At 70.8% G+C, this 22,533-nt stretch carries 17 protein-coding genes; 14 read left to right on the plus strand and 3 right to left on the minus strand.

The window, feature by feature from the left end:
• Nucleotides 1-25: 25 nt before the first annotated feature.
• The 7 genes from AC3AOF_RS15780 (at nucleotide 26) to AC3AOF_RS15810 (ending at nucleotide 10,790) form a co-directional block, all read left to right on the plus strand.
• Entirely contained in the window at nucleotides 26-2,473 is a 2,448-nt protein-coding gene (locus AC3AOF_RS15780) for a hypothetical protein (protein ID WP_488345848.1), read from the plus strand.
• A gap of 224 nt (nucleotides 2,474-2,697) precedes the next feature.
• A complete protein-coding gene (locus AC3AOF_RS15785; protein WP_488345849.1) occupies nucleotides 2,698-3,627 on the plus strand; it encodes an AEC family transporter in 930 nt (309 codons plus the stop codon).
• Between the two features lie 122 nt (nucleotides 3,628-3,749).
• A complete protein-coding gene (gene gltX / locus AC3AOF_RS15790) occupies nucleotides 3,750-5,096 on the plus strand; it encodes a glutamate--tRNA ligase (protein ID WP_488345850.1) in 1,347 nt (448 codons plus the stop codon).
• Between the two features lie 886 nt (nucleotides 5,097-5,982).
• Nucleotides 5,983-8,334: a TonB-dependent siderophore receptor gene (locus tag AC3AOF_RS15795; protein ID WP_488345851.1), complete on the plus strand. Its 2,352-nt coding sequence runs from the start codon at nucleotides 5,983-5,985 to the stop codon at nucleotides 8,332-8,334.
• A 9-nt stretch (nucleotides 8,335-8,343) separates the two neighbouring features.
• Nucleotides 8,344-8,667: an iron transporter gene (locus tag AC3AOF_RS15800; protein WP_488345852.1), complete on the plus strand. Its 324-nt coding sequence runs from the start codon at nucleotides 8,344-8,346 to the stop codon at nucleotides 8,665-8,667.
• Between the two features lie 231 nt (nucleotides 8,668-8,898).
• Nucleotides 8,899-10,458: a PepSY-associated TM helix domain-containing protein gene (locus tag AC3AOF_RS15805; RefSeq protein ID WP_488345853.1), complete on the plus strand. Its 1,560-nt coding sequence runs from the start codon at nucleotides 8,899-8,901 to the stop codon at nucleotides 10,456-10,458.
• Nucleotides 10,455-10,790: a DUF3325 domain-containing protein gene (locus AC3AOF_RS15810; RefSeq protein WP_236989945.1), complete on the plus strand. Its 336-nt coding sequence runs from the start codon at nucleotides 10,455-10,457 to the stop codon at nucleotides 10,788-10,790. The genes AC3AOF_RS15805 and AC3AOF_RS15810 overlap by 4 nt, the downstream gene beginning before the upstream one ends.
• 10 nt (nucleotides 10,791-10,800) lie before the next feature.
• Here AC3AOF_RS15810 and AC3AOF_RS15815 read toward each other — a convergent pair whose 3' ends face one another.
• From AC3AOF_RS15815 to nudC, 3 genes are read right to left on the minus strand one after another with little or no spacing between them, the layout of a single operon-like run.
• Complete coding sequence (locus AC3AOF_RS15815) at nucleotides 10,801-11,598, minus strand: inositol monophosphatase family protein (protein ID WP_488345854.1); 798 nt, start codon at nucleotides 11,596-11,598, stop codon at nucleotides 10,801-10,803.
• Between the two features lie 49 nt (nucleotides 11,599-11,647).
• On the minus strand, nucleotides 11,648-12,541 hold the full coding sequence (locus AC3AOF_RS15820; RefSeq protein ID WP_236989943.1) for a dihydrodipicolinate synthase family protein: 894 nt from the start codon (nucleotides 12,539-12,541) through the stop codon (nucleotides 11,648-11,650).
• Nucleotides 12,542-12,544: 3 nt separating this feature from the next.
• Nucleotides 12,545-13,483, minus strand: coding sequence for an NAD(+) diphosphatase (gene nudC / locus AC3AOF_RS15825; RefSeq protein ID WP_236989942.1), 939 nt, complete (start codon nucleotides 13,481-13,483; stop codon nucleotides 12,545-12,547).
• 259 nt (nucleotides 13,484-13,742) lie between these two features.
• Here nudC and hemN point away from each other — a divergent pair, with 259 nt between their 5' ends.
• The 7 genes from hemN to AC3AOF_RS15860 all read left to right on the plus strand — a co-directional run bounded on the left by hemN (nucleotide 13,743) and on the right by AC3AOF_RS15860 (nucleotide 22,524).
• Entirely contained in the window at nucleotides 13,743-15,101 is a 1,359-nt protein-coding gene (gene hemN / locus AC3AOF_RS15830) for an oxygen-independent coproporphyrinogen III oxidase (protein ID WP_488345855.1), read from the plus strand.
• 161 nt (nucleotides 15,102-15,262) lie between these two features.
• Entirely contained in the window at nucleotides 15,263-16,753 is a 1,491-nt protein-coding gene (locus AC3AOF_RS15835; RefSeq protein ID WP_488345856.1) for a mannitol dehydrogenase family protein, read from the plus strand.
• 384 nt (nucleotides 16,754-17,137) lie between these two features.
• On the plus strand, nucleotides 17,138-18,448 hold the full coding sequence (locus tag AC3AOF_RS15840; RefSeq protein WP_442919263.1) for an ABC transporter substrate-binding protein: 1,311 nt from the start codon (nucleotides 17,138-17,140) through the stop codon (nucleotides 18,446-18,448).
• 274 nt (nucleotides 18,449-18,722) lie between these two features.
• A complete protein-coding gene (locus tag AC3AOF_RS15845; RefSeq protein ID WP_488345857.1) occupies nucleotides 18,723-19,622 on the plus strand; it encodes a carbohydrate ABC transporter permease in 900 nt (299 codons plus the stop codon).
• 1 nt (nucleotide 19,623) lies between these two features.
• Nucleotides 19,624-20,442 carry a carbohydrate ABC transporter permease gene (locus AC3AOF_RS15850; protein WP_488345858.1) on the plus strand — a complete coding sequence of 273 codons (819 nt, stop codon included), beginning with the start codon at nucleotides 19,624-19,626 and terminating at the stop codon, nucleotides 20,440-20,442.
• Nucleotides 20,443-20,453: 11 nt separating this feature from the next.
• Nucleotides 20,454-21,557 carry an ABC transporter ATP-binding protein gene (locus tag AC3AOF_RS15855; protein ID WP_488345859.1) on the plus strand — a complete coding sequence of 368 codons (1,104 nt, stop codon included), beginning with the start codon at nucleotides 20,454-20,456 and terminating at the stop codon, nucleotides 21,555-21,557.
• A gap of 10 nt (nucleotides 21,558-21,567) precedes the next feature.
• The gene (locus AC3AOF_RS15860) at nucleotides 21,568-22,524 is read left to right on the plus strand and encodes a carbohydrate kinase family protein (protein WP_488345860.1); all 957 of its coding nucleotides are present in this window, start codon (nucleotides 21,568-21,570) and stop codon (nucleotides 22,522-22,524) included.
• Nucleotides 22,525-22,533 lie beyond the last annotated feature (9 nt).

A 22,533-nucleotide genomic window follows, 5' to 3' on the forward strand; every position in this document is an offset into this window, starting at 1 on the left:
CTGGAAACATTCCAAGGAAGTCCCCATGGCCACCGGTCCCTCGACGACGCAGACCCCCTACCTCGTGCCGAGCACCGGCGCGATCGGCTTCACGTCGATCCTGAGCGTGGGCGACACCGTGCCCGGCTCGGTCAAGGCGGACGGCACGCCCTGGCGCTTCGTCGGCATCCCGGACGGCATCGGCGCCTTCGACAACGGCGACGGCACCGCCACGGTGCTGGTCAACCACGAGATCGGCGCCACCTCCGGCGTGGTCCGGGCGCACGGCTCGGCCGGCGCCTTCGTCGACCGGCTGGTCGTCGACAAGGCGAGCCTGAAGGTCCTCTCGGCCGGCGACCTCGGCACCAGCTATTACGGCTTCAACACCGCGACCGGCTCCTACGTCCAGGGCACCACCGCGCTCGCCCGCCTGTGCTCGGCCGACCTGCCGGCGGTCTCGGCCTTCTACGATGCGGCGACCGGGCTCGGCACGCAGGCCCGCATCTTCATGAACGGCGAGGAGACCGGGGCCGAGGGCCGGGCGCTCGCCTGGGTGGTGAACGGCCCCGAGGCCGGCCGGATCTACGAATTGCCCCGCCTCGGCAAGTTCTCGATGGAGAACTCCCTGGCGAACCCGGCCACGGGCGTGAAGACGGTGACGATCGGCACCGACGATTCCTCGACCGGCCAGCTCTACGTCTATGTCGGCACCAAGCAGGCGACCGGCTCCGAGATCGACAAGGCCGGCCTGACCAACGGCAAGCTCTACGGCATCAAGGTGCCGTCGGTGCTGGTCGAGACCAACGCCACCTCGCTCGACGCCGCCGGTGCCGCCTTCTCGTTGCAGGAGATGGGCCCGAACGGCGACGTCTCGCGGATGACCGGCGCCCAGCTCCAGACCGAGAGCGACGCCGAGGGCGTCACCACCTTCCTGCGGCCCGAGGACGGCGCCTGGGATCCGAGCAACCCCAACCGCTTCTACTTCAACACCACGAACGCCATCACCAGCCCGTCGCGGCTCTGGGCGCTCGAATTCACCGACGTCACCCGGCCGGAACTCGGCGGCACCATCAAGGAGGTGCTGCGCGGGACCGAAGGCCAGGTCATGCTCGACAACATGACGGTCACCGCCGACGGGAAGGTCCTCCTGCAGGAGGATCCGGGCAACAATGCCCGCATCTCGAAGGTCTTCCAGTACGATCCGGCCAACGGCTCCCTGACCGAGCTCGCCCAGCACGATTCGGCCCGCTTCGGCACGACGCCGACCGCGCCGTTCAACCAGGACGAGGAATCCTCCGGCATCGTCGACGTCAGCACGATCTTCGGCGCGCCGGGCCGGCAGGCCTACCTCCTCGACACCCAGGCGCATTACACGCTGGGCGGCGAGCTGGTCGAGGGCGGCCAGCTGATGCTGATGACCCAGGACCGCACGATCCGCGGCACCGCCGGCAACGACACCCTGACCGGCAGCGCCATCGACGACCTGATCCTCGGCGGTGCGGGCAACGACATCGTCAACGGCGGCACCGGCACCAACGTCCTGTCGGGCGGCACCGGCACCGACACGGCGATGTTCGACTTCCGCCTTACCGAGGCCCGGGTGAGCGCCGAGAACGGTCGCGACGTGGTGAGTGCCGGCACCACCCGCAGCACCGTGACGGGCTTCGAGCGCTACCAGTTCACCGACGCCACGGTGGTGACCGGCGACGGTGCGCCGCTGGTCGACGACCTGTTCTACCTCGCCAACAACAAGGACGTGCTCGCCGCCGGCCAGGACGCCGACACCCACTACGCCGCCTATGGCTGGAAGGAGGGCCGCGACCCCAACGCGCTGTTCTCCACCACCGGCTACCTCGCCGCCAACCCGACCGTCCGCGCCGCGGGCCAGAACCCGCTCGATCAGTACGATGCCACCGGCTGGAAGGAGGGCCGCGATCCCTCCGCCGCCTTCGACAACGAGCTGTACCTCGCCCGCAACCCCGACGTGAAGGCCGCCGGGATCGACCCGCTCAAGCACTTCATCGAGTACGGCCAGGACGAGGGCCGGCAGGCCTATGCGGCGATCGGCAAGACCGCCGATCTGGCGGCGCATCCGGGCTTCGACGCCGAGTACTACCTCCTGTCGAACCCCGACGTGGCCCGCGCGGCCATCGCGGCGGGCGGCGACTCGTCGGCCTACGCCTACCAGCACTACCAGACCTATGGCTGGAAGGAGGGGCGCAACCCCAACGCGGTGTTCGACACCAAGGGCTACCTGAACGCCTATCAGGACGTGAAGGCGGCCGGCATCGACCCGCTGATGCATTACGACCAGTACGGCTGGAAGGAAGGCCGCGACCCGTCGAAGGGCTTCGACTCCACGGCGTATCTCGATGCCTATGCCGACGTCGCCAAGGCCAAGCTCGATCCGATGCAGCATTACCTGCAATACGGCGCGCTCGAGGGCCGCTCCACCTTCGGCGACACCACCTTCGGCGCCGGCAACCTGGGCTGATCCGCCCGGGTCGATCGACCCACGCTCGACCATCGCAGCGCCCCGCCCCCGTCAGGTGGCGGGGCGCCTCGCGTTTCACGATAGCCCGCCGGAGGCGCAGACCTCCTACCCTCCTGCTACCCTTGCGCCCTCCGGCGAGCTGGACCAAAGCGAGTCCCGCCGGGTCCCGGCACCCCTCCCCCCAGCTTTTCCCGCCCCAGCTTTTCCCACTCCGGCTTTTCCCGATGCAGGCCGTCCTCAACGCCGCGCTCCCGATCTTCGCGCTGATCCTGGCGGGCTTCCTGTGTGGCCGCACCGCCCTGTTCGGGCCGGCCGCCGCCGACAGCCTGAACCGGTTCGCGATCTACCTCGCCCTGCCGGCCTTGATGTTCGGCGCGATGGCGAAGATCACGCCGGACCAAGTCGCCCAGGTCGGGTTCGCGGCGGGTTTCGCGGGCGGCATCGCGGCGGCCTTCGCGGTGGCCTATGGGCTCGGGCGCGGGCGGTCCTTGAGCAGCGCCCAGGCCTGCATCGAGGGGCTGGATGCCGGCTACAGCAATGTCGGCTTCATGGGTATCCCGCTCTGCCTGCTGGTGTTCGGGCCGGCGAGCCTGCCGGCGGCGGTGATCGCCACCCTGTTCACCGCCTGCGTGCTGTTCCTGTTCGCGATCGTGCTGATCGAGCTCGACCGGCAGAAGGGGGCGGGGTCCGGCACCGGCCGCAAGGTGGTGCTGGCGCTGGTGCGCAACCCGCTCCTGATCGCACCGCTCGCCGGCCTCGCGGTCGGCCTCACCGGGCTCACCGTGCCGGCGCCGATCGAGCGGTTCGCCGCGCTCCTCGGCGGTGCGGCCTCGCCCTGCGCGCTCGTCTGCATCGGGCTCTTCCTGGCGCAGGAGCGGGTGGTCCTCTCGGACACGAGGCCGATGGCGGTGCTCGTCGTACTCAAGCTCGTGTTGCAGCCGGCGGTGACCGCTTTCCTCGTCTACAAGGTCTTCGCGGTGCCGGACCTGTGGGCGCGCGCCGCTTTGCTGCTCAGCGCGCTGCCGATCGGCTCGGGGCCGTTCACGCTCGCCAAGCTCTACGGGCTCGAAGCCGGCGTGACCTCGGGGGCGATCCTCCTCTCGCACATCGCCTCGGTCGTCACGGTGTCGTTGCTCGTCGCCTGGCTGGCGTGACGTCCTGGCTGGCGCGACGTCTTGGCTGGCGTGACATCTTGGCTGGCCTGATCCGGTCTCCGGCGGCCCGGGGAGAAACGCCGGATTGCGCCCCGCTCCGCCGATGCTCTACGAGTGCCGCCATGGCACCCGTCGTTCGCTTCGCTCCCTCGCCCACCGGCTTCCTGCATATCGGCAATGCCCGGCCGGCCCTGTTCAACGCGCTGTTCGCCCGCCGGTCCGGCGGCCGGTTCTGGCTGCGCCTCGACGACACCGACACGGCGCGCTCGACGGCCGAATTCGCCGCGGCGATCGAGGAGGACCTGGGCTGGCTCGGCATCGTCCCGGACGGAATGTTTCGCCAGTCGGAGCGCCTCGCGATCTACGATGCCGCCGCCGAGCGCCTGAAGGCCTCGGGCCGGCTCTACCCGGCCTACGAGACGGCCGAGGAGCTGGAGCGCCGCCGCCGGCGCCAGCTCGGCCGCGGCCTGCCGCCGGTCTACGACCGGGCCGCCCTCAAGCTCAGCCCCGAGGAGCGCGCCGCCTTCGAGGCCGAGGGACGCCGGCCGCATTGGCGCTTCCGCCTCGATCCCGGTACCGTGACCTGGGACGACCTCGTGCGCGGGCCCTGCCACGTCGAGGCCGACAGCCTGTCCGACCCGGTGCTGATCCGCGAGGACGGCAGCTACCTCTACACCCTGCCTTCCGTGGTCGACGACGCCGAGACCGGCGTGACCCACGTGATCCGGGGCGAGGACCACGTGACCAACACCGCGGTCCAGATCCAGATCTTTTCTGCCCTCGGCGCGGCCGTGCCGGTCTTTGCCCATCACAACCTGCTCACCACGGCGAGCGGCGAGGGGCTGTCGAAGCGCCTCGGTCACCTCTCCCTGCGGGGCTTGCGCGACTCCGGCTACGAGCCGATGGCGGTGGCGGCGCTCGCGGTGCTGACCGGCTCGGCCGAGGCGGTCCGCCCGGTGGCCGATCTCGACGAGCTGGCCGCCCTCGTCGACCTCGCCCATGTCTCGCGGGCCCCGGCGAAGTTCGACGAGCACGAGCTCGACGGCCTCAACGCCCGCGTCGTGCATGGCCTCGATTATGCGGCGGTGGCCGGACGGCTCTCCGCCCTCGGCGTCGCGCCCGAGCGGGCGCCCGCCTTCTGGGAGGTGGTGCGGGCGAACCTGACCCGGGTGTCGGACGCCGCCGAATGGTGGCGGGTGGTCGCGGGCCCGGTGACGCCGGTGACCGGCGAGGCGCCGGACCTGCTCGCCGTCGCGCGCGATGCGTTGCCGCCGGAGCCGTGGGATGCCACGACCTGGAAGCTTGTGACGGAGGCGGTGCGGACGGCGACCGGCCTCAAGGGCAAGGCGCTGTTCCTGCCCTTGCGCCTCGCGCTGACCGGCCTCGACCACGGGCCGGACCTCGCCGGCCTCCTGCCGCTGATCGGGCGCGAGCGGGCGCTGGCGCGACTGAGCGGCCAGACGGCCTGACGGGGCGTGGGGCGCGCGGCCTGGAGCGTGGTTCGGCGAGGTGGATGGCGGTTCGTCGAAGACGACGCCTTGATGGATGCAGGATTTCCATCCCACCCGCAACCTTGTCCTGAGCTGTCATTTCATTGTGATGCTGCCATCGCGAGTCGAACCGGCTCCGGTTTTCTCAACAGCCTCGACACCCTCCTCGTCATTCCGGGGCCGCGTAGCGGAGCCCGGAATCCATAGCCACTGAGAGTTCAGAAAAACGCGGATCGCGTTCCGCTTCATCCAGTCCCACCCGAGGTTCTGGATTGCGCTTCGCGCGCCTTCGGGTCCGGGCTCCGCTGCGCGGCCCCGGAATGACGTGGAGGGTCCGAGATGCGTCGAGCCGAATCAGCGCCCGTGCAGGGGCGCCCGACGATGCGGCTCAGGCAGGGCGCAGGATCGGACCGATCGCGGCTCGCCCATCAACAGGCGCGGATCGCGCGCAATGCCCCGCCGCACCGGGCGTCATGTCCCGACCAAAACGACCATCCTGGCCTCCCCGCCGCCAGCCGCACCCGCCGACGAGGCATCGCCTATGTCTTTCGGACTAACCGGTTATGGCGAAGTCCCGCGTGACCCTGCGTCGGAGGCCCACCTGTGCTGGCCACACAGCGCTCCGGCCGTTGCCCCTTCTCGCGGGTACTGCCCCACAGCTTGACCGGAACAAGTGACAATTTCCATCAAGTCCTGTATGATCGATCCATAGAAATCCGCCAATACTCTCATTGTAATAGCTAAAAAACATAGCTCTTGTTAGCGTCAAACGATTTTGCCATTCGGTTTCCAGCCGCGGCCGTCCCTGCTCGTTCCATGGATTTTCTGGCCGCGATCGGCGTTCCCGCTCGTCCTGGATTGTATCATGCCCGCTCCGTCGTCGCGTCGTGCCACTCCCCTCTCGCGCGCGGGGCGTCGGCTGACCCGGTCGCTCCTGTCGGGGGTGGTGCTGTCGTCCGGCGTCGTTGCGGGGGCCCGCGGCCAGGACGCCGAGATCGCCCTCGACACGATCAGCGTCGCGGGCACCGCCCGCCCCGCCACGGCGACCGCCGCCGGGACGCAGGCCGGCGGCGCAAGGGGGCCGGTTCCGGGTTACGTCGCCGCGCGCAGCGTGGTGGCGACGAAGACCGACACGCCGATCCTCGAGACCGCGCAATCGATCACCGTGATCGGCCGCCAGCAGATCGAGGACCAGAACGCGCTCACCATCAACCAGGCCCTGCGCTACAGCCCGAGCGTGACCACCGAGCAGCGCGGCGGCGCCGGCGGGACCCGGCTGGAGCAGTTTGCGATCCGCGGCTTCACCGCCCCGCTCTTCCTCGACGGGATGCGCCTGCCGACCTCCCGCGACGCCTTCCCGTCGGTCGATCCCTACCGGATCGAGCGGATCGACATCGTCAAGGGCCCGGCCTCGGTGCTCTACGGCCAGTCCGGCCCCGGCGGCATCGTCAACCTCACGTCGAAGATGCCGCAATTCGTCCGCCACGGCGAGGTCTTCGTCCAGGGCGGCGGCTTCAGCGAGGTGCGGGGCGGCTTCGATGTCGGCGGGCCGATCACCTCGGAGACGACGATTCCCGGAACGGAGCAATTCGCCTACCGGGTGACGGCCTTGGGCTGGAACGGCGACGGGCCCGCGGTGACGACGCGGGTCGAGCGCGCCTTCATCCAGCCGAGCCTGACCTGGCGCCCCTCGGCCGACACCTCGCTCACCGTGCTCGGCCTCTACCAGCGCGACCCGTTCTCGGGCTTCTACGGCGGCTTCCCGGCCTTCGGCACGGTCTTTCCGCGCAATTTCGGCAGCGGCATCGTCGGGCGCCTGCCGGTCGATTTCTACGACGGCGACCGCAATTTCGAGCAATCCGACCGCACGCAGGCCGCGGTGACCTATGTCCTCGATCACCGCTTCGACGACGCCTTCCGCTTCCACTCCTCGGGCCGTTTCCTGCGGACGGAAGGGCAGTATCGCAGCGTCTACGGCGCCTTCAGCGGCAACACCCCGCTCTTCCCGGCCACGGCGCTGACGACAGGGCCGCTGATCAACCGCTCGCGCATCGCCACCGACGTGGCGATCGACGCCTACACGATGGACAATTATGTCGAGGCGAAGTTCGACACCGGCCCCTTCGCCCATACCGCCCTGTTCGGCGTCGACCACCAGACGATCAAGACCCGCACGCTCCAGACCCCGTTCCCGGCCGCGCCCGACCTCAACGCGCTGACGCCGAACTACGACATGAACATCGCGGTGCCGGGATTCACCAGCAATGCCCGCATCACGGCGCAGCAGACCGGCGTCTACCTGCAAGACCAGATCAAGGTCGACCGCCTGGTCCTGACGCTCGGCGGGCGCTACGACACCGCCCGGCAGGCCGGGCCGACCCGGACGCTGGCCACCGGCGCCGTGGCGTTCCAGGACGTGCCCTCCGACGCGCTCACCTACCGGGCGAGCCTTCTCTACCGCTTCGACGGCGGCGTGGCGCCTTACGTTTCCTACAGCGAGGCATTCGAGCCGATCGCGAGCGGGCGCATCTACGATCCGGCCTTCGGCACGACCGGGCGGATCCCGGATCCGATCTCGAGCCGGCAATACGAGGCCGGCATCAAGTACCAGCCGCCGGGCACCGACATCCTGCTCACGGCCGCCGCCTTCGACATCAAGCGCTCGAACACCCTGACGCCGGACCCGGTGAACGGCCCGACCTTCAGCCTCCAGACCGGCGAGATCGGCGTGCAGGGCGTCGAGTTCGAGGCCCGGGCGACGCTGGCCGAGGGGCTGAACCTCGTCGGCGGCGTCTCCTTCCTCGACGTGCGCAACACAAGCGACACCAGCACGACCTTCAACCAGGTCACCGGCCGGAACGTGCCGATCGTGGGCCTGCGCCCGGTCCAGGTGCCGGACCGCACCGCCTCGCTGTTCGTCGATTACACGTTCCAGTCCGGCCCGCTCCTGGGCCTGAGCCTCGGCGGCGGTTTTCGCTATCTCGGCGGCTCCTGGGGCGACCCGGCCAACACCTTCCGGGTGCCGGAAGCCGTGCTGGTCGACGCGGTGGCGGCTTACGACCTCAAGCACCTGAGCCCGACGCTCACCGGCTTCGACCTTCAGGTCAACGCACAGAACCTCCTCGATGATCGCACCGTGACCGGCTGCTTCTCCTATGCGACCTGCTTCTACGGCCTGCCGCGCACGGTCTATGCGACCCTGCGCTACCGCTGGTAAGGGGGCGCCATGCCCCCCACACCGATGACCCGCTCACCCACGCTCTCGGACCGGGCCGCGGTGGCAGGACGCGTCGTCCTCGCCGCTGGGGGCGGCTACGGGGTTGCGGCGCTCGCGACCGCCCTCCTGTCCCTGACCCTGCCGATGCCCCGGGCGGAGGCCGTGACGATGGCGACGCTCGCGAGCTTCGCCATCATGGTCGGCGTCGTGGTCGTCGTCTTCGCGGCCCGCTCGCTCGGGCGCGCCGCCGGAATCGTCGGCGGCGTCGCCCTCGTGCTCGGCGTAGCTCTCGCCGCCGTCATCGGGCTCTTCCCGCTCGGTCACGCACCCTGAGAGCACGCGCCCGATGCATGTCCTTCTCTCTCCCACCCGCGACCTCATCCTGAGGTGTCAGTCCAACGGAGATGGACTGACCTCGAAGGAGGGCTTCAGATATCGCTGTGATCCCTGGAGCCCTCCTTCGAGGCTCCTTCCAGTCGCACCTCAGGATGAGGTCGTAGTTGGGATCGAACAGAGACACCGGGATATTTTTACTCCACTCGAAAACCGCTTGAGACTCGCGCCATGAAGCAGGGTTTCCGCCAGTCCATGGCGTGGCTGCACACCTGGTCCGGCCTCGTCGTCGGCTGGGTGCTGTTTTCCGTCTTCGTCACCGGCACCGCGACCTATTACCGGGCCGAGATCTCGCGCTGGATGCAGCCGGAACTGGCGCGGCACGCCACGATCGCGCCCGAAACCCTGGCGGCCTCGGCCGACCTCGCGGTCGCGCATCTGGAGGCCCATGCGGGGCACGCGCGGACGTGGTTCGTCGGCCTGCCGACGCCCGAGCGGCCCCTCGTCGAGCTGTTCTGGCGCAACGCGCCCGGCACGCCCCCGGGCCACGTCCTCCTCGATCCGAAGACCGGTGCGCCCGCCGCGCTTCGGGCGACCCGCGGCGGCGATTTCTTCTACCGCTTCCACTTCGAGCTGCACCTACCCCCGCTCTGGGGCCGCTGGATTGTCGGGATCTGCGCGATGGTGATGCTGGTGGCGCTGGTGAGCGGCATCGTCACCCACCGGCGCATCTTTTCCGACTTCTTCACCCTGCGCCGGGACAAGGCGGCGCAGCGCGGCTGGCTCGATGCCCACAACGTCAGCGGGGTGCTGGCGCTGCCGTTCCATCTGATGATCACCTATACGGGCGTGGTCACCCTGGCGCTGATGTACATGCCCTGGGGCATCACGGCGGCCTACAAGGGCGACCAGCAGGCCTACTTCGCCGAGACCGGTCAGATCACGACGAACCGCCCGGCCTCCGGACAACCCGGCACCCTCGCCCCGGTCGGGCCGATGGTGGTGAAGGCCCGCGCGACCATCCCCGAGACGCTGGAGCGGCTGACCATCGTCAACCCGCGCGACGCGAACTCCACGGTGGTGGCGGTGTTCGAGGAGCCGCACGGCCTCTCGCACGAGCACCCGCAGGTCGCCTTCGCGGGTACGAACGGAGAGGTGGTCGAGGTCCTGTCCGGGGGGCTGCGTCCGGCAGCCAAGACCTTCACCACGATGGTCGGCCTGCACGAGGCGCATTTCGCCGGAGCGGCCTTGCGGATGCTGTTCTTCCTGTGCGGGCTTATGGGCTGCGCCATGGTGGGGAGCGGGCTGGTGCTGTGGACCGTGGCGCGGCTGCCGAAGGTCGGAGCCGCGGCGGGATTCGGCTGGCGCCTCGTCCATGCGCTGAACCTCGGCACCATCGCGGGCCTGCCGGCCGCAATCGCCGCCTATCTCCTCGCCAACCGGCTCCTGCCCCTCGACCTCGGCGCCAGAGCGGAGTGGGAGGTCCGGGTGTTCTTCGGCGCCTGGATCGCCGTGGCGCTCGCAGGAGCGTGGCCGGCACCGCGGCGGGCCTGGCGCGGGGCACTCGCCCTCGTGGCGGCCCTGTTCGTCGCGGCGGTTCTCGCCGACGTCGCGACCGCCCGGATGCTCTGGGACGATCCGGCCTGGTTCCTCGGCTTCGACGCCGCCTTGCTGGCGCTTTCCGCCGGCTTCGCGCTCATCTCGCACAAGGTCGCCCGTTTCGCCGCACCGCGGCGGGCGCGCCGGATCGCGGACGAGCCCGCGGCCGCGCCGCAGATGGGGCGGGCATGACGCTGCTGATCGGCTCGGGCCTCGGCTTCCTCGGGCTTGCCGCCCTGTGCCTGAGCATGGCCCGGCACCATCAGGCCTTGTGGGCGGGCACGCCGGACCGCAGGCGCGTGCTGGCATTGCGCGCCGCCGGCTGGGCGCTGCTCGGCCTGTCCCTCGCCGCCGCGATCCGGCTCGACGGCTGGAATTTCGGCCCGGTCGATTGGCTCGGATCGCTGATCGGGGCGGGTCTTCTCCTGATCGTCGTCCAGTCGTACCGGCCGCGGGCGCTGCTCTGGATGGCGCCGCTCGCGGCGGCGGTGACGCTTGCCGCCGCGCTCGGGTCGCTGGCGTGAGGGGCGGGCCTCACCCCCGCCGCGATGCGTCTCCCAGCCGGCGCAGGTCGGCCACCACGGCCGGCGTGCCGGAATAGAGCAGACCGCCGGTGAGCATGTCGTCGGAGCCGAGATAGTCGGCGACGCCGCCGGCCTCGCGCACGAGCAGCAGCCCGGCATAGCAGTCCCAGGCGTTGAGGCCGGGATCGTAGTAGCCTGCGAGCCGCCCGGCGGCGACGTAGGCCAGCATCAGGGCACCCGAGCCGTTGCGGAACAGGACCCCGCCCTCGTCGTAGAGGCCGCGCACGAAGGCGGCGGTCTCCGCGGCGGGGGTCTTCTGGGTGGCGCCGAAGCCGATATTGGCGGAGGTCAGCACCGCGGCGGGGTCGACCCGCAGGGACCGGCCGTTCACGGTCGCGCCCTGCCCCGCGAGACCCGCATAGGTCTCGCGCAGGACCGGCGCCTCGATCACGCCGGCCACCAGCCCCTCGGGGCCGCGCACGCCGATCGACACGCACCAGTTCGGCTGGCCGTTGAGGAACGGGCTGGTCCCGTCGATCGGATCGACCACCCAGGTAAAGCCCGACCGGCTCGGGACCGGGGCGTGCTCCTCGCCGATCACGCCGTCCTCGGGGAAGGCCTCGGCGATGCGGGCGCGGATCAGGAGCTCGACCTCGCGGTCGGCCTGCGAGACGAGGTCCTGGGCGCCGCTCTTCTGCTCGATCACCAGCTCGTCGCGGGCGTTGAAGAACCCAAGCGCGGTCTCGCCGGCGGCGCGGGCGATGGCGAGGGCGGCGTCGTAGCGCGCGCGGGCGGCATCGATGGTCATGATCGGTCCTTCGAAAGGGAGAGGCGGCCGTCCTGCACGGCCGGCGATGTCAGGGATGCGACGGTGCGGCCCTCACCGCGGCGAGCGCCGTCGCGATGGCCGTGCGCGCCTCCGGCGAGGCCGGGCTCTGGGGCGGCACCGGATCGCCGACGGCGTAGCCCTGCATCTGGAGCGCCGCCTTGACGCAGGCCGCGAGGTTGTAGCGGGCAAACACCTCGTTGAAGGCCCAGACCCGCTTCTGCAGCGCCACCGCCTCCGTCCACCGCTCCTCCCGGCACAGCCGGTAGAGCGCCAGGCATTCCCGCGGGATGACGCAGGCGGGACCGGCGAACCAGCCCTTGCCGCCGAGCATCATCACGCTGGCGGCGATGTGCGAGGAGGCGGCGAAGACGTCGAGGTCGTCGCCGACACGGTTCAAGATCGAGAGCAGGCGCCCGGTATTGGTCGAGGCGTCCTTGATGCCGACGATGTTCGGGTGCTTCGCGAGCCGGGCGATCGAGGCGACCGAGAGGTCGGCGCGCTGGAAGTTCGGATTGGTGTAGAGGATGATCGGCAGGTCGGTGGCATCGGCCACGGTGAGGAAGTAGCGCTCGACCTCCGCCTCGGTGAGCGGGAAATACGCGTCGAGGATCAGCACGATCCCGTCCGCCCCCGCCGCCCGGCAGGCCTTCGCCTGCGCGACCGCGCCGCGGATCGCCGTCGAGGCGACGCCGGGCAGGACCGGCACCCGGCCTCCGGCGGCCGCGACCACCGCCGCCACGGTCTCGCGCTTCTGCCCCTCGTCGAGATAGGCGAACTCGCCGGTCGAGCCTAGCGGGGTCAGGCCGTGGACGCCCGCGGCGATCAGGTCGTCGCAGAGCGACGCCATCACCCCGGCCTCGACCCGCCCCTCCGCATCGAGCGGGGTGACGAGGTAGGGGATGATGCCCTCGAAGCGTGCCATCTCTCAGCGCTCCGCGAAGGTGCGCACCAGCGAATGGGCGATCGCCATCGGCGGCGGGGTCATCAGGCCGTCGGGGTGGCGGCGATCCAGCATCAGCCGCACCTCGTCGCGGGTGAACCAGCGGGCATCCTCCAGCTCGGTCCGGTCGAGCACCAGGGCGTCGCCTTGCGCCTCGCCCTCGCAGCCGATCATCAGCGAGGACGGGAACGGCCAGGGCTGCGAGAGGTGGTAGCGCACGGCGCCGACCCGCACACCGGCCTCCTCGAAGGTCTCGCGCCGCACCGCATCCTCGATGGTCTCGCCGGGCTCGAGGAAGCCGGCGAGGCAGGAATAGACGCCGGGCGCGAACCGGGCCTGGCGGCCGAGCAGGCAGCTTTCGCCATGCGTCACCAGCATGATCACCACGGGATCGGTGCGCGGGAAATGCTCGGTGCCGCAACTCGCGCAGTCGCGGCGGAAGCCGCCGCAGGAGAGCGTGGTGGCATTGCCGCAATTGGCGCAGAAGCCGTGCCGGGCGTGCCAGCCGAGCAGCGATTTCGCCGTGGCGAGCACCCCCATCTCGGGCGCCGGCACCGCGCCCTCGACGGCGACCGAGCGGGCATCGAGCACCCGGAAGGCCGGATCGTCGGCAAACAGTGCCGCCGCATCCGCCGGCAGCGCGCCCGCGAAGGCCGGGCGCCCGCCGACCCGGCCGAGGAACAGTTCCGGCGCCGGCGCCCCGGCCCGGGCCGCATCGGCGGGGTCGAGGAGGCAGGTGGCGCCGCCCTCGCTCACCCGCAGCACCGGCACGTCGCCGCAGAACAGCAGCAGGCTCGCATCGGGCGCGTCCGCCAGCGTCGGGGTCGGGCCGCTGCGCTCGGCGGAGTGACGCTCGAGCAGGCTGCGGGCGTAGCCGAGGCGGTCCAGGGAAGCTGGCGAAGAAGCTGGCGAAGAGGCGGTCAAGATCGGACCTCATGCATCATCGTGCGGAAGCCCGGCGCGGCCCCTCGCGTCGTGGCCAGCATGGGCAGGCAAAATGATGCAAAAGCAAGGCGGTGGGCCGGGGGAGCGGGTTGCCCCGGACGCATCGCGGCGGCCGGACGGCGGGGGCACGCCCCGCCGGGGAGGCGAGGCACCATGTCCCGATTGATCCACCGCAAGGCGAAGCGCCACAGCGCGGGTCAGTCTCCGGGACGAAGGCTCCCCGGACCCGATCCCCCGCATGATCTCCCCCGACCTGATCGACCGCCTCGGCGGCGCGCGCGTCCCGCGCTACACCAGCTATCCCACCGCGCCGCACTTCACCGCCGAGGTCGGGCCCGAGCAGGTCGGCGACTGGCTGGCGGGCATCGGGGCGGGCGAGGCTGTCTCCGCCTATATCCACGTGCCGTTCTGCGCCGAGCTGTGCCTCTATTGCGGCTGCCACACCCGGGTTGCGCGCCGCTACGCCCCGGTCGAGGCCTACGTCGCCGACCTGGAGCGCGAGATCGACCTCGTCGCGCGCCGTTTCGCCGGCCGGCCGGTCCTGCGCCACCTGCATTGGGGCGGCGGCACCCCCACGATGCTGCGCGGCTCGGACATGCGCCGGCTGATGGCGCGCCTGCGCGGCGCCTTCACGGTCGCCCCCGACGCCGAGATCGCGGTCGAGATCGATCCCCGCACGCTGACGCCGGCCGATGTCGAGACCCTGGCGGCGATCGGCGTCACCCGGGCGAGCCTGGGGGTGCAGAGCCTCGACCCCGAGGTGCAGCGGGCGATCCGCCGGCTCCAGTCGGTGGAGGAGACCGCCCGCGCGGTGGCCTGGCTGCGCTTCTCCGGCATCGAGGCGGTGAATGTCGACCTGATGATCGGGCTGCCGCACCAGAGCGTCGAGAACGTCCTCGCCACGGTGAACCACGCCGTGGCGCTGGAGCCGGACCGGGTCGCCTTGTTCGGCTACGGGCACGTGCCGTGGATGAAGCCGCACCAGCGGGCGCTGCCCGAGGCGGCGCTGCCGGGCCCGCGCGAGCGCCACGCGCAGTTCGAGGCGGCGGCCGCGCGGCTCGTGCGTGCCGGCTACGTCCGCATCGGCCTCGATCACTTCGCCCGCGCCGACGACCCCCTCGCTCTCGCGATGGCGGGCGGCGCTTTACGCCGCAACTTCCAGGGCTATACGGCGGACGCGGCCGACACGCTCGTCGGCTTCGGCGCCTCGTCGATCTCCAGCCTGCCCGGCGGATTGGCGCAGAACATCGCCGACATCGCCGCCTACGGGGATGCCGTACGGCAGGGCCGCCTCGCCACCGCCCGGGGCCTCGTGCCGACGCCGGAGGACCGCCTGCGCCGGGATGTCATCGAGCGGCTGATGTGCGACCTCGCCGTCGATCTCGATGCGATCTGCGCCTGGCACGGCGTCGTGCCCGAGACCGCGTTCGCGACCGAGCTGGACACCCTCGCCGAGCTCGTCCGCCTGGGCGTCGTGCGGCGGGCCGGCAACCGCATCGCGGTGCCGGAAGAGATGCGCAGCCTGGTGCGCTCGGCGAGCGCCGTGTTCGACGCCCGGCTGGCCGGGGGCGCGGGCCGGTACTCGACCGGCCTCTGAGCGGCCTCGCTCCGGGCGCCCCGGGGTGGGGGTCGGCGGAACGTCGGGTTGCGGCTCGGGCGCCCGAACGACCAGGCGCACCATCGACGCTGCGGCAACGGCGGATTAATCAGGGCCAAAGCCGGGCACTCCACGCCCGCCGCCAGCCCGAGCCACGCCCCATGAGCACCGACCGCGCCCCCGTGCCCCTCCGCCGCGCCACGCTGGCCTCCCTCGGCCCGCGCGTGCGGGTCCCCGCCTACGACGTGGCGCAGGTGCGGGCCGGCATCGTCCATCTCGGGCTCGGCGGGTTCCACCGGGCGCACATGGCCCGCTACACCCACGACCTGATGGAGCGCGACCCGGACGCCCTCGCCTTCGGCATCCTCGGGGTCGGGCTGATGCCGGGCGACCGGCGTATGATCGACGCCCTGGCGCCGCAGGACGCGCTCTACACCCTCGTCGAGCGCGAGGGCGCGGACGAGACCGTGACGGTCATCGGGTCGCTCGCCGGTGTCGCCTTCGCGGGCGAGACCACGGTGGCGGTGCTCGACGCGATCGACGACCCGGCGATCCGCATCGTCAGCCTCACGGTGACCGAGAACGGTTACTGCCTCGACCCGGCGACGAAGCGGCTGAACCCCGACCACCCGCTGATCCGGGCCGACCTCGCCGAGCCGGCGCAGCCGAAGAGCGCGATCGGCGTCATCGTCGAGGCCTTGCGGCGGCGCCGTGACGCCGGCCTGGCGCCGTTCACCCCGCTCACCTGCGACAACATCCAGCATAACGGCGACGTCCTGCGCGACGCGGTGGTGGCGCTGGCCCGGCTGCGCGACCCCGCTCTCGCCGCGTGGATCGCCGCCGAGGTCGTCTTCCCCTCGACCATGGTCGACCGCATCACCCCGGTGACCGCGCCGGCGGATGTCGCAGGCCTGACCGAGCGCCACGGCCTCGCCGACGGCTGGCCGGTCTTCAGCGAGACCTTCACCCAGTGGGTGATCGAGGACCGCTTCCCCGCCGGGCGTCCGGCCTGGGAAAAGGTCGGCGCGCAGTTCGTCGAGGACGTGGCGCCCTACGAGTTCATGAAGCTCAGGCTCCTCAACGGCAGCCACCTCGCGGTCTCAGGGTTGGGCCGGCTCGCCGGCACCGTCACCATCGACGAAGCGATGGCCGATTCCCGCATCAGCGCCGTGATGACCGCGCTGATGGACCGCGAGACCGGCCCGACCGTGCCGCCGGTCCCGGGCATCGATCTCGCCGCGTACAAGCGCACCCTCGTCGCACGCTTCGCCAACCCGGCGATCCGCGACACGGTGGAGCGGGTCAACACCGACGCGCCGCTCAACGTCCTGGTCGACCCGATCCGCGGCCGGCTGGCGCAGGGCGGGAGCATCGAGTTCCTGGCGCTCGCGCTCGCCGCATGGCTGCGCCGGGTGCGCGGCGAGGACGAAACCGGCGGCGCGATCGAGGTCCGCCACCCGATGGCGGCGCTCCTGCGCGAGAAGGCGATCGAGGGCGGCCCCGATCCACGCCCGCTCCTCGGCATCCGCCAGCTCTTCGGCGAACTCGGCGACGACCCGCGCCTCGTCGCGCCGGTCGCGGAGTGGCTCGGGATGCTCTATCGCCAGGGCATCCAGGCGACCCTGGACGAGGCGGCACGGCGGGCGCGGTGATGCGCGGCGGGGCGGTCTCTCGGGCCGCCCCGGTCACCGGCGCGACGGTGGGTTCCAGGCCGAGGGGTCGGTCTCCTGGACGGCCCTCGACCGACTCCACGCCCGGGCGATGCCACCGATCGCGGCGGTGACGAGGGCGGGGTCGCCGTCCTCGATTCCCGCACTTCTCCTTCGAACAACCATCTCAAGGGGCGACGATCTCTCGGCATCCCGTCGTTCCACAACTCCGCGACGAGAGATCATCCACCGAGAACCCGTGGAAGGCGATGCCGCAGCGGCACGTCCGAGCCCCCTCCCCGCTTGACGCCGTCCCGCCGGACCCTCACCAATTGCGCGCAAGGCCGCCACCCCTGCGGGAAGAGTGGCGCGACGGGAGGACATGACGTGACACGGACGCGAACCCTGCTGCTCGCCGCTTCCCTCCTCGCCGGCACACCCGCGCTCGCCGAGTCGACGCTCACCATCGCCACGGTCAACAACGGCGACATGGTGGTGATGCAGAAGCTGTCCTCGGCCTTCGAGAAGGCGCATCCCGACATCAAGCTGCGCTGGGTGGTGCTGGAGGAGAACGTGCTGCGCCAGCGCGTCACCACCGACATCGCCACCAAGGCCGGCCAGTTCGACGTGCTGACCATCGGCAATTACGAGGTGCCGATCTGGGCCAAGCAAAACTGGCTCGAGCCGATGGACGGCCTGCCGGCCGATTACGACGCCGACGATCTCCTCAAGACCGTCCGCGAGGGCGTGAGCCGGGACGGCAAGCTCTACGCGCTGCCGTTCTACGGCGAGAGCGCGATGACCTATTACCGCAAGGACCTGTTCGACAAGGCCGGCCTGACCATGCCGGAGGCGCCGACCTACGACGAGATCAAGGGCTTCGCCGCCAAGCTCACCGACAAGGCCAGCCAGACCTACGGCCTCTGCCTGCGCGGCAAGCCGGGCTGGGGCGAGAACATGGCCTACGTCACCTCGCTGGTGAACACCTTCGGCGGCCAGTGGTTCGGCGAGGGCTGGAAGACCACGATCGACACGCCGGAATGGAAGAACGCACTGACGTATTATACCGACGTGCTGAAGAATTACGGCCCGCCCGGTGCGACCTCGAACGGCTTCAACGAGAACCTGGCGCTGTTCGCCAGCGGTCGCTGCGCGATGTGGATCGACTCGACCGTCGCGGCCGGCCTGCTCTACGACCCGAAGCAGTCGCAGGTCGCCGACAAGGTCGCCTTCGCGCCGATGCCGACCGGCAGCTTCAAGGGCGGGCCGACCTGGCTGTGGAGCTGGAACCTCGGCATCCCGGCCTCCTCCAAGCAGAAGGACGCCGCCAAGACCTTCGTCGCCTGGGCGACCAGCAAAGCCTATGTCGAGAGCGTGGCGAAGGAAAACGGCTGGGTCGCGGTGCCGCCGGGCACCCGCGAATCGACCTACAAGAGCCCCGACTACCAGAAGGCCGCGCCCTTCGCGGGCTTCGTCCTGAAGGCGATCGACAGCGCCAACCCGAACGGCCAGACCAGGAACCCGCGGCCCTATACGGGGGCGCAGTTCGTGGCGATCCCCGAGTTCCAGGGCATCGGCACCCAGGTCGGCCAGACGGTCGCGGCGACGCTGACCGGCCAGCAGACGATCGATGCGGCGCTCAAGGCCGCGCAATCGGCCACCGAGCGGACGATGCGGCAGGCCGGGTATCCGAAGTAGGACCGAGCGCCCCCCTGACCCTGTGCTTGGACAGGAATGGCGCGTCCCCCTCTCCCGTGTGGGAGAGAGGTTAGGGGTGAGGGTGGCGCGCTTCAGAATCAAGCACTGAGCGTCGAGCTGCCAGCACGACGGTTCGAGCTTTAAGCGGAAGCGCGCCACCCTCGTGCGATCTTCAATCGCCCCTACCCCTCTCCCAAACGGGAGAGGGGATCCCGCGCCTTTTCTTATGCGGGACTACCCCGACCTCAAAAATCCGCGCGAGGCGACGACGGCCATGGCCACCCTCACCACCTCGGCGTCTGCCCCCGCCAAGGGCCGCCGCTTCAACGGCCTGCCGTTCATCGGCCCCTCGGTCACCGTGCTGCTGATCTGGATGATCGTGCCGCTGGTGATGACCGTGTGGTTCTCGCTCCAGCGCTACAACCTGCTCGACCCGACGGTGACGGGCTTTGCCGGAATCGACAATTACGAGTTCCTGGTCACCGATCCGGATTTCTGGGCCTCGCTCACTAACACGCTCCTCCTCGTCGGCTCGGTGCTGGTGATCACCGTGGTCGGCGGTACGCTGCTGGCGGTGCTGTTCGACCAGCCGTTCCCGGGCCGCAATCTCGCGCGCCTCTTCGCGATCGCGCCGTTCTTCGTCATGCCGACAGTCGCGGCGCTGATTTGGAAGAACCTGATGATGCATCCGATCTACGGCGTCTTCGGCGCCGTGGCTCGCGCCCTTGGCCTCCCCGCCGTCGACTGGTTCGCCGATTACCCGCTCGTCTCGGTCATCCTGATCGTGTCGTGGGAGTGGCTGCCCTTCGCGCTCCTGATCCTGCTCACCGCGGTCCAGTCGCTCGACCGCGAGCAGCTGGAGGCCGCCCGCATGGACGGGGCCGGCGCGATGGCGCAGTTTGTCTACATCGTGCTGCCGCACCTCTCCCGGGCGATCAGCGTGGTGGTGATGATCGAGACGATCTTCCTGCTCACCGTCTTCGCCGAGATCTACGTGACGACCGCGGGCGGGCCGGGCAACGCCACCACCAACCTCGCCTTCCTGATCTACGCCCGCGCCCTGCTGCAATACGATGTCGGGGGCGCCTCGGCCGGCGGCGTGGTGGCGATTATCCTTGCCAACATCGTGGCGTTCTTCCTCGTGCGCACCATCGCGCGCCGGCTGGAGGTGTAGGATGGTGAAGCAGAGCCTTCCCAAACGCATCGGCATCGCGGTGCTGGGCTGGGGCGCGGCCTTCGTGCTGTTCTTTCCGCTGTTGTGGATGCTGCTCACGAGTCTCAAGAGCGAGCCGGAGGCGGTGACCCCCTCTCTCACCTTCACGCCGACGCTCCAGAGCTACGGCGAGGTGCTGGCCCGGGCCGATTACCTGTCCTTCGCCCTCAACTCGGTGCTGATCTCGGTCGGCGGCACGGTGCTGGCGCTCGCGCTGGCGATTCCGGCGGCCTACGTCATGGCCTTCCACCCGACGAAGCGCACCCGCTCGACGCTGCTGTGGATGCTCTCGACCAAGATGCTGCCCTCCGTGGGCGTCCTGGTGCCGATCTACCTGGTGTTCCGCACCCTCGGCCTCCTCGATACGCGGCTCGGCCTCATCCTCGTCTACACGCTGATGAACCTGCCGATCGTGGTCTGGATGCTGTTCACCTTCTTCAAGGAGGTGCCGCACGACATCCTGGAAGCCGGGCGGATGGACGGGGCACGCACGGGGGCGGAAGTCTGGCACCTGCTCCTGCCGCTGACCCTGCCGGGCGTCGCCTCGACGGGCCTGCTCTCGCTGATCCTGTGCTGGAACGAGGCGTTCTGGAGCCTCAACCTCACCTCCTCGGCGGCGGCCCCGCTCACCGCCTTCATCGCCTCGTTCTCGAGCCCGCAAGGCCTGTTCTTCGCCAAGCTGTCCGCCGCCTCGACGGTGGCGGTGGCGCCGATCCTGGTCTTCGGCTGGCTGTCGCAGCGCCAGCTGGTGCGCGGCCTCACCTTCGGCGCCGTCAAGTAGGAGCCCTCGCCATGGCAACCCTTCGCCTGCGCGGCTTGCGCAAGAGCTACGGCACCACCGAGATCATCAAGGGCGTCGACCTCGACATCGCCGACCGCGAATTCGCGGTCTTCGTCGGCCCGTCGGGCTGCGGGAAGTCGACGCTGCTGCGGATGATCGCCGGCCTGGAGGAGATCACCGACGGCGACCTGTTCATCGACGGCCAGCGCATCAACGAGGTCGGGCCGGCCGATCGCGGGCTCGCCATGGTGTTCCAGTCCTACGCGCTCTATCCGCACATGAGCGTGCGCGACAACATGGCCTTCGCCCTCAAGCTCGCCGGCGCGTCGAAGGCCGAGCGCGCCGCCAAGGTGGCGGAGGCCTCGCGCATCCTCCAGCTCGACGCCTATCTCGACCGCAAGCCGAAGGATCTCTCCGGCGGCCAGCGCCAGCGCGTCGCGATCGGGCGGGCGATCGTGCGGCACCCCAAGATCTTCCTGTTCGACGAGCCGCTCTCGAACCTCGACGCGGCGCTCCGCGGCCAGATGCGAATCGAGCTGGCGCGGCTCCACCGCGACCTCGCCGCGACGATGATCTACGTCACCCACGACCAGGTCGAGGCGATGACGATGGCCGACAAGATCGTGGTGCTCAATGCCGGGCGCATCGAGCAGGTCGGCTCGCCGCTCGAACTCTACCATCACCCGGCGAACCTCTTCGTCGCCGGCTTCATCGGCAGCCCGCGGATGAACCTCCTGCCGGTGCGCGTGACGGGCACCGATCCGGCCGGGGTGCGGGTGGCCTTAGCCAGCGGCGGCGAGGTGGCGGTGCCGGTCGACGGCGCCCGCGCGGCGCCCGGCGGCGCCGTGACGCTCGGCATCCGCCCGGAGGCGCTGAAGCCCGGATCCGACGGGGCGCTCGCCGGCGAGGTTGCCCATGTCGAGCGCCTCGGCGGCCTGACGCTGGCGCATGTGGCGGTCGCGGACGGCGCCACCGTGGTGGCGCAGATCGAGGGCAGCGCGCCGGTCCGCACCGGCGAGCCGATCCGCCTGGCGGTCGACCCGGCGGCAACCCACCTGTTCGACGGCGACGGCCGCGCCCTGCCGCACCGGTCGCGGCACCCGCTGGCGGCGTGAGGATACCCCCATGATCCTGGTCTGCGGCGAAGCCCTGATCGACCTGTTCGTCGAGGCCGGGCGCCCGGCCCCCGAGCGCGGCGGCCTGCCGGCGCTCGCGGTGGCGGGGGGCTCGCCGTTCAACCTGGCGATCGGCCTGCGCCGGCTCGGCGCGCAGAGCGGCTTCCTGGCCGGCCTGTCCTCCGATGCCTTCGGGCGGATGCTGGCCGACCGGCTGGCGGCCGAGGGCGTCGACCTCGCCTTCGCCCGTGAGAGCCCCCGGCCGACCCCGCTCGCCATCGTGTCGACCGGCGCGGACGGCCACCCCGCCTACAGCTTCCACGCCGAAGCCTGCGCGCATGCCGATCTCAGGCCCGCCGACCTGCCGGCGGCTTTGCCCGAGACGGTCCGGGCGATCGCCATGGGGTCGTTCTCGCTGGTGGCCGAGCCCGTCGGCACGGCCTATGCGGTCTTGGCCGCCCGGGAGGCGCGGCGGCGGGTGATCAGCCTCGATCCGAACCTGCGCCTCGGCCTGATCCCCGATCTCGCCCGCTGGCATGCCCGGTTCGACGACCTCGTGACCCATGCCGACATCGTGAAGCTCTCGGACGAGGACCTGCGCGCCGCCTACGGGGCCGGGGCCGACGAGGCGGGAATCGCGAGGGGCTGGCTCGCGGCCGGCATCGCCCTCGTGGTCGTGACGGCCGGACCCGACGGAGCCCGGGCCTACCATGCCGGCGGCCTCGTCACCGTCCCGGGCCGCACGGTTACGGTGATCGACACGGTGGGGGCCGGCGACACCTTCCACGCCGCCCTGCTCGCCCGCCTCGACCGCGACGGCCGGCTCTCCCGCGAGGCGCTGCTCGCCCTCGACGCCGGCACCCTGCGGGACATCCTGTCCGAGGCGGTGGCGGCGGCGGGCATCACCTGTACCCGCCTCGGCGCCGACCTGCCGACCCGCGCCGACCTGCTGTCGGCCCTCGCCTGATGGTGTCCT

It is taken from the genome of Methylobacterium sp. 142-1Y (genome assembly GCF_057747795.1).

What these genes read in the sequence shown, in the direction of transcription:
- gltX (WP_488345850.1), top strand. Translation starts at nt 3,750, where the DNA reads ATGGCACCCGTCGTTCGCTTCGCTCCCTCGCCCACCGGCTTCCTGCAT.
- hemN (WP_488345855.1), top strand. Translation starts at nt 13,743, where the DNA reads ATGATCTCCCCCGACCTGATCGACCGCCTCGGCGGCGCGCGCGTCCCG.
- AC3AOF_RS15815 (WP_488345854.1), bottom strand. Translation starts at nt 11,598, where the DNA reads ATGACCATCGATGCCGCCCGCGCGCGCTACGACGCCGCCCTCGCCATC.
- AC3AOF_RS15780 (WP_488345848.1), top strand. Translation starts at nt 26, where the DNA reads ATGGCCACCGGTCCCTCGACGACGCAGACCCCCTACCTCGTGCCGAGC.
- AC3AOF_RS15785 (WP_488345849.1), top strand. Translation starts at nt 2,698, where the DNA reads ATGCAGGCCGTCCTCAACGCCGCGCTCCCGATCTTCGCGCTGATCCTG.
- AC3AOF_RS15860 (WP_488345860.1), top strand. Translation starts at nt 21,568, where the DNA reads ATGATCCTGGTCTGCGGCGAAGCCCTGATCGACCTGTTCGTCGAGGCC.
- AC3AOF_RS15845 (WP_488345857.1), top strand. Translation starts at nt 18,723, where the DNA reads ATGGCCACCCTCACCACCTCGGCGTCTGCCCCCGCCAAGGGCCGCCGC.
- AC3AOF_RS15805 (WP_488345853.1), top strand. Translation starts at nt 8,899, where the DNA reads ATGAAGCAGGGTTTCCGCCAGTCCATGGCGTGGCTGCACACCTGGTCC.
- AC3AOF_RS15795 (WP_488345851.1), top strand. Translation starts at nt 5,983, where the DNA reads ATGCCCGCTCCGTCGTCGCGTCGTGCCACTCCCCTCTCGCGCGCGGGG.
- AC3AOF_RS15800 (WP_488345852.1), top strand. Translation starts at nt 8,344, where the DNA reads ATGCCCCCCACACCGATGACCCGCTCACCCACGCTCTCGGACCGGGCC.
- AC3AOF_RS15810 (WP_236989945.1), top strand. Translation starts at nt 10,455, where the DNA reads ATGACGCTGCTGATCGGCTCGGGCCTCGGCTTCCTCGGGCTTGCCGCC.
- AC3AOF_RS15850 (WP_488345858.1), top strand. Translation starts at nt 19,624, where the DNA reads ATGGTGAAGCAGAGCCTTCCCAAACGCATCGGCATCGCGGTGCTGGGC.
- AC3AOF_RS15820 (WP_236989943.1), bottom strand. Translation starts at nt 12,541, where the DNA reads ATGGCACGCTTCGAGGGCATCATCCCCTACCTCGTCACCCCGCTCGAT.
- AC3AOF_RS15855 (WP_488345859.1), top strand. Translation starts at nt 20,454, where the DNA reads ATGGCAACCCTTCGCCTGCGCGGCTTGCGCAAGAGCTACGGCACCACC.
- AC3AOF_RS15835 (WP_488345856.1), top strand. Translation starts at nt 15,263, where the DNA reads ATGAGCACCGACCGCGCCCCCGTGCCCCTCCGCCGCGCCACGCTGGCC.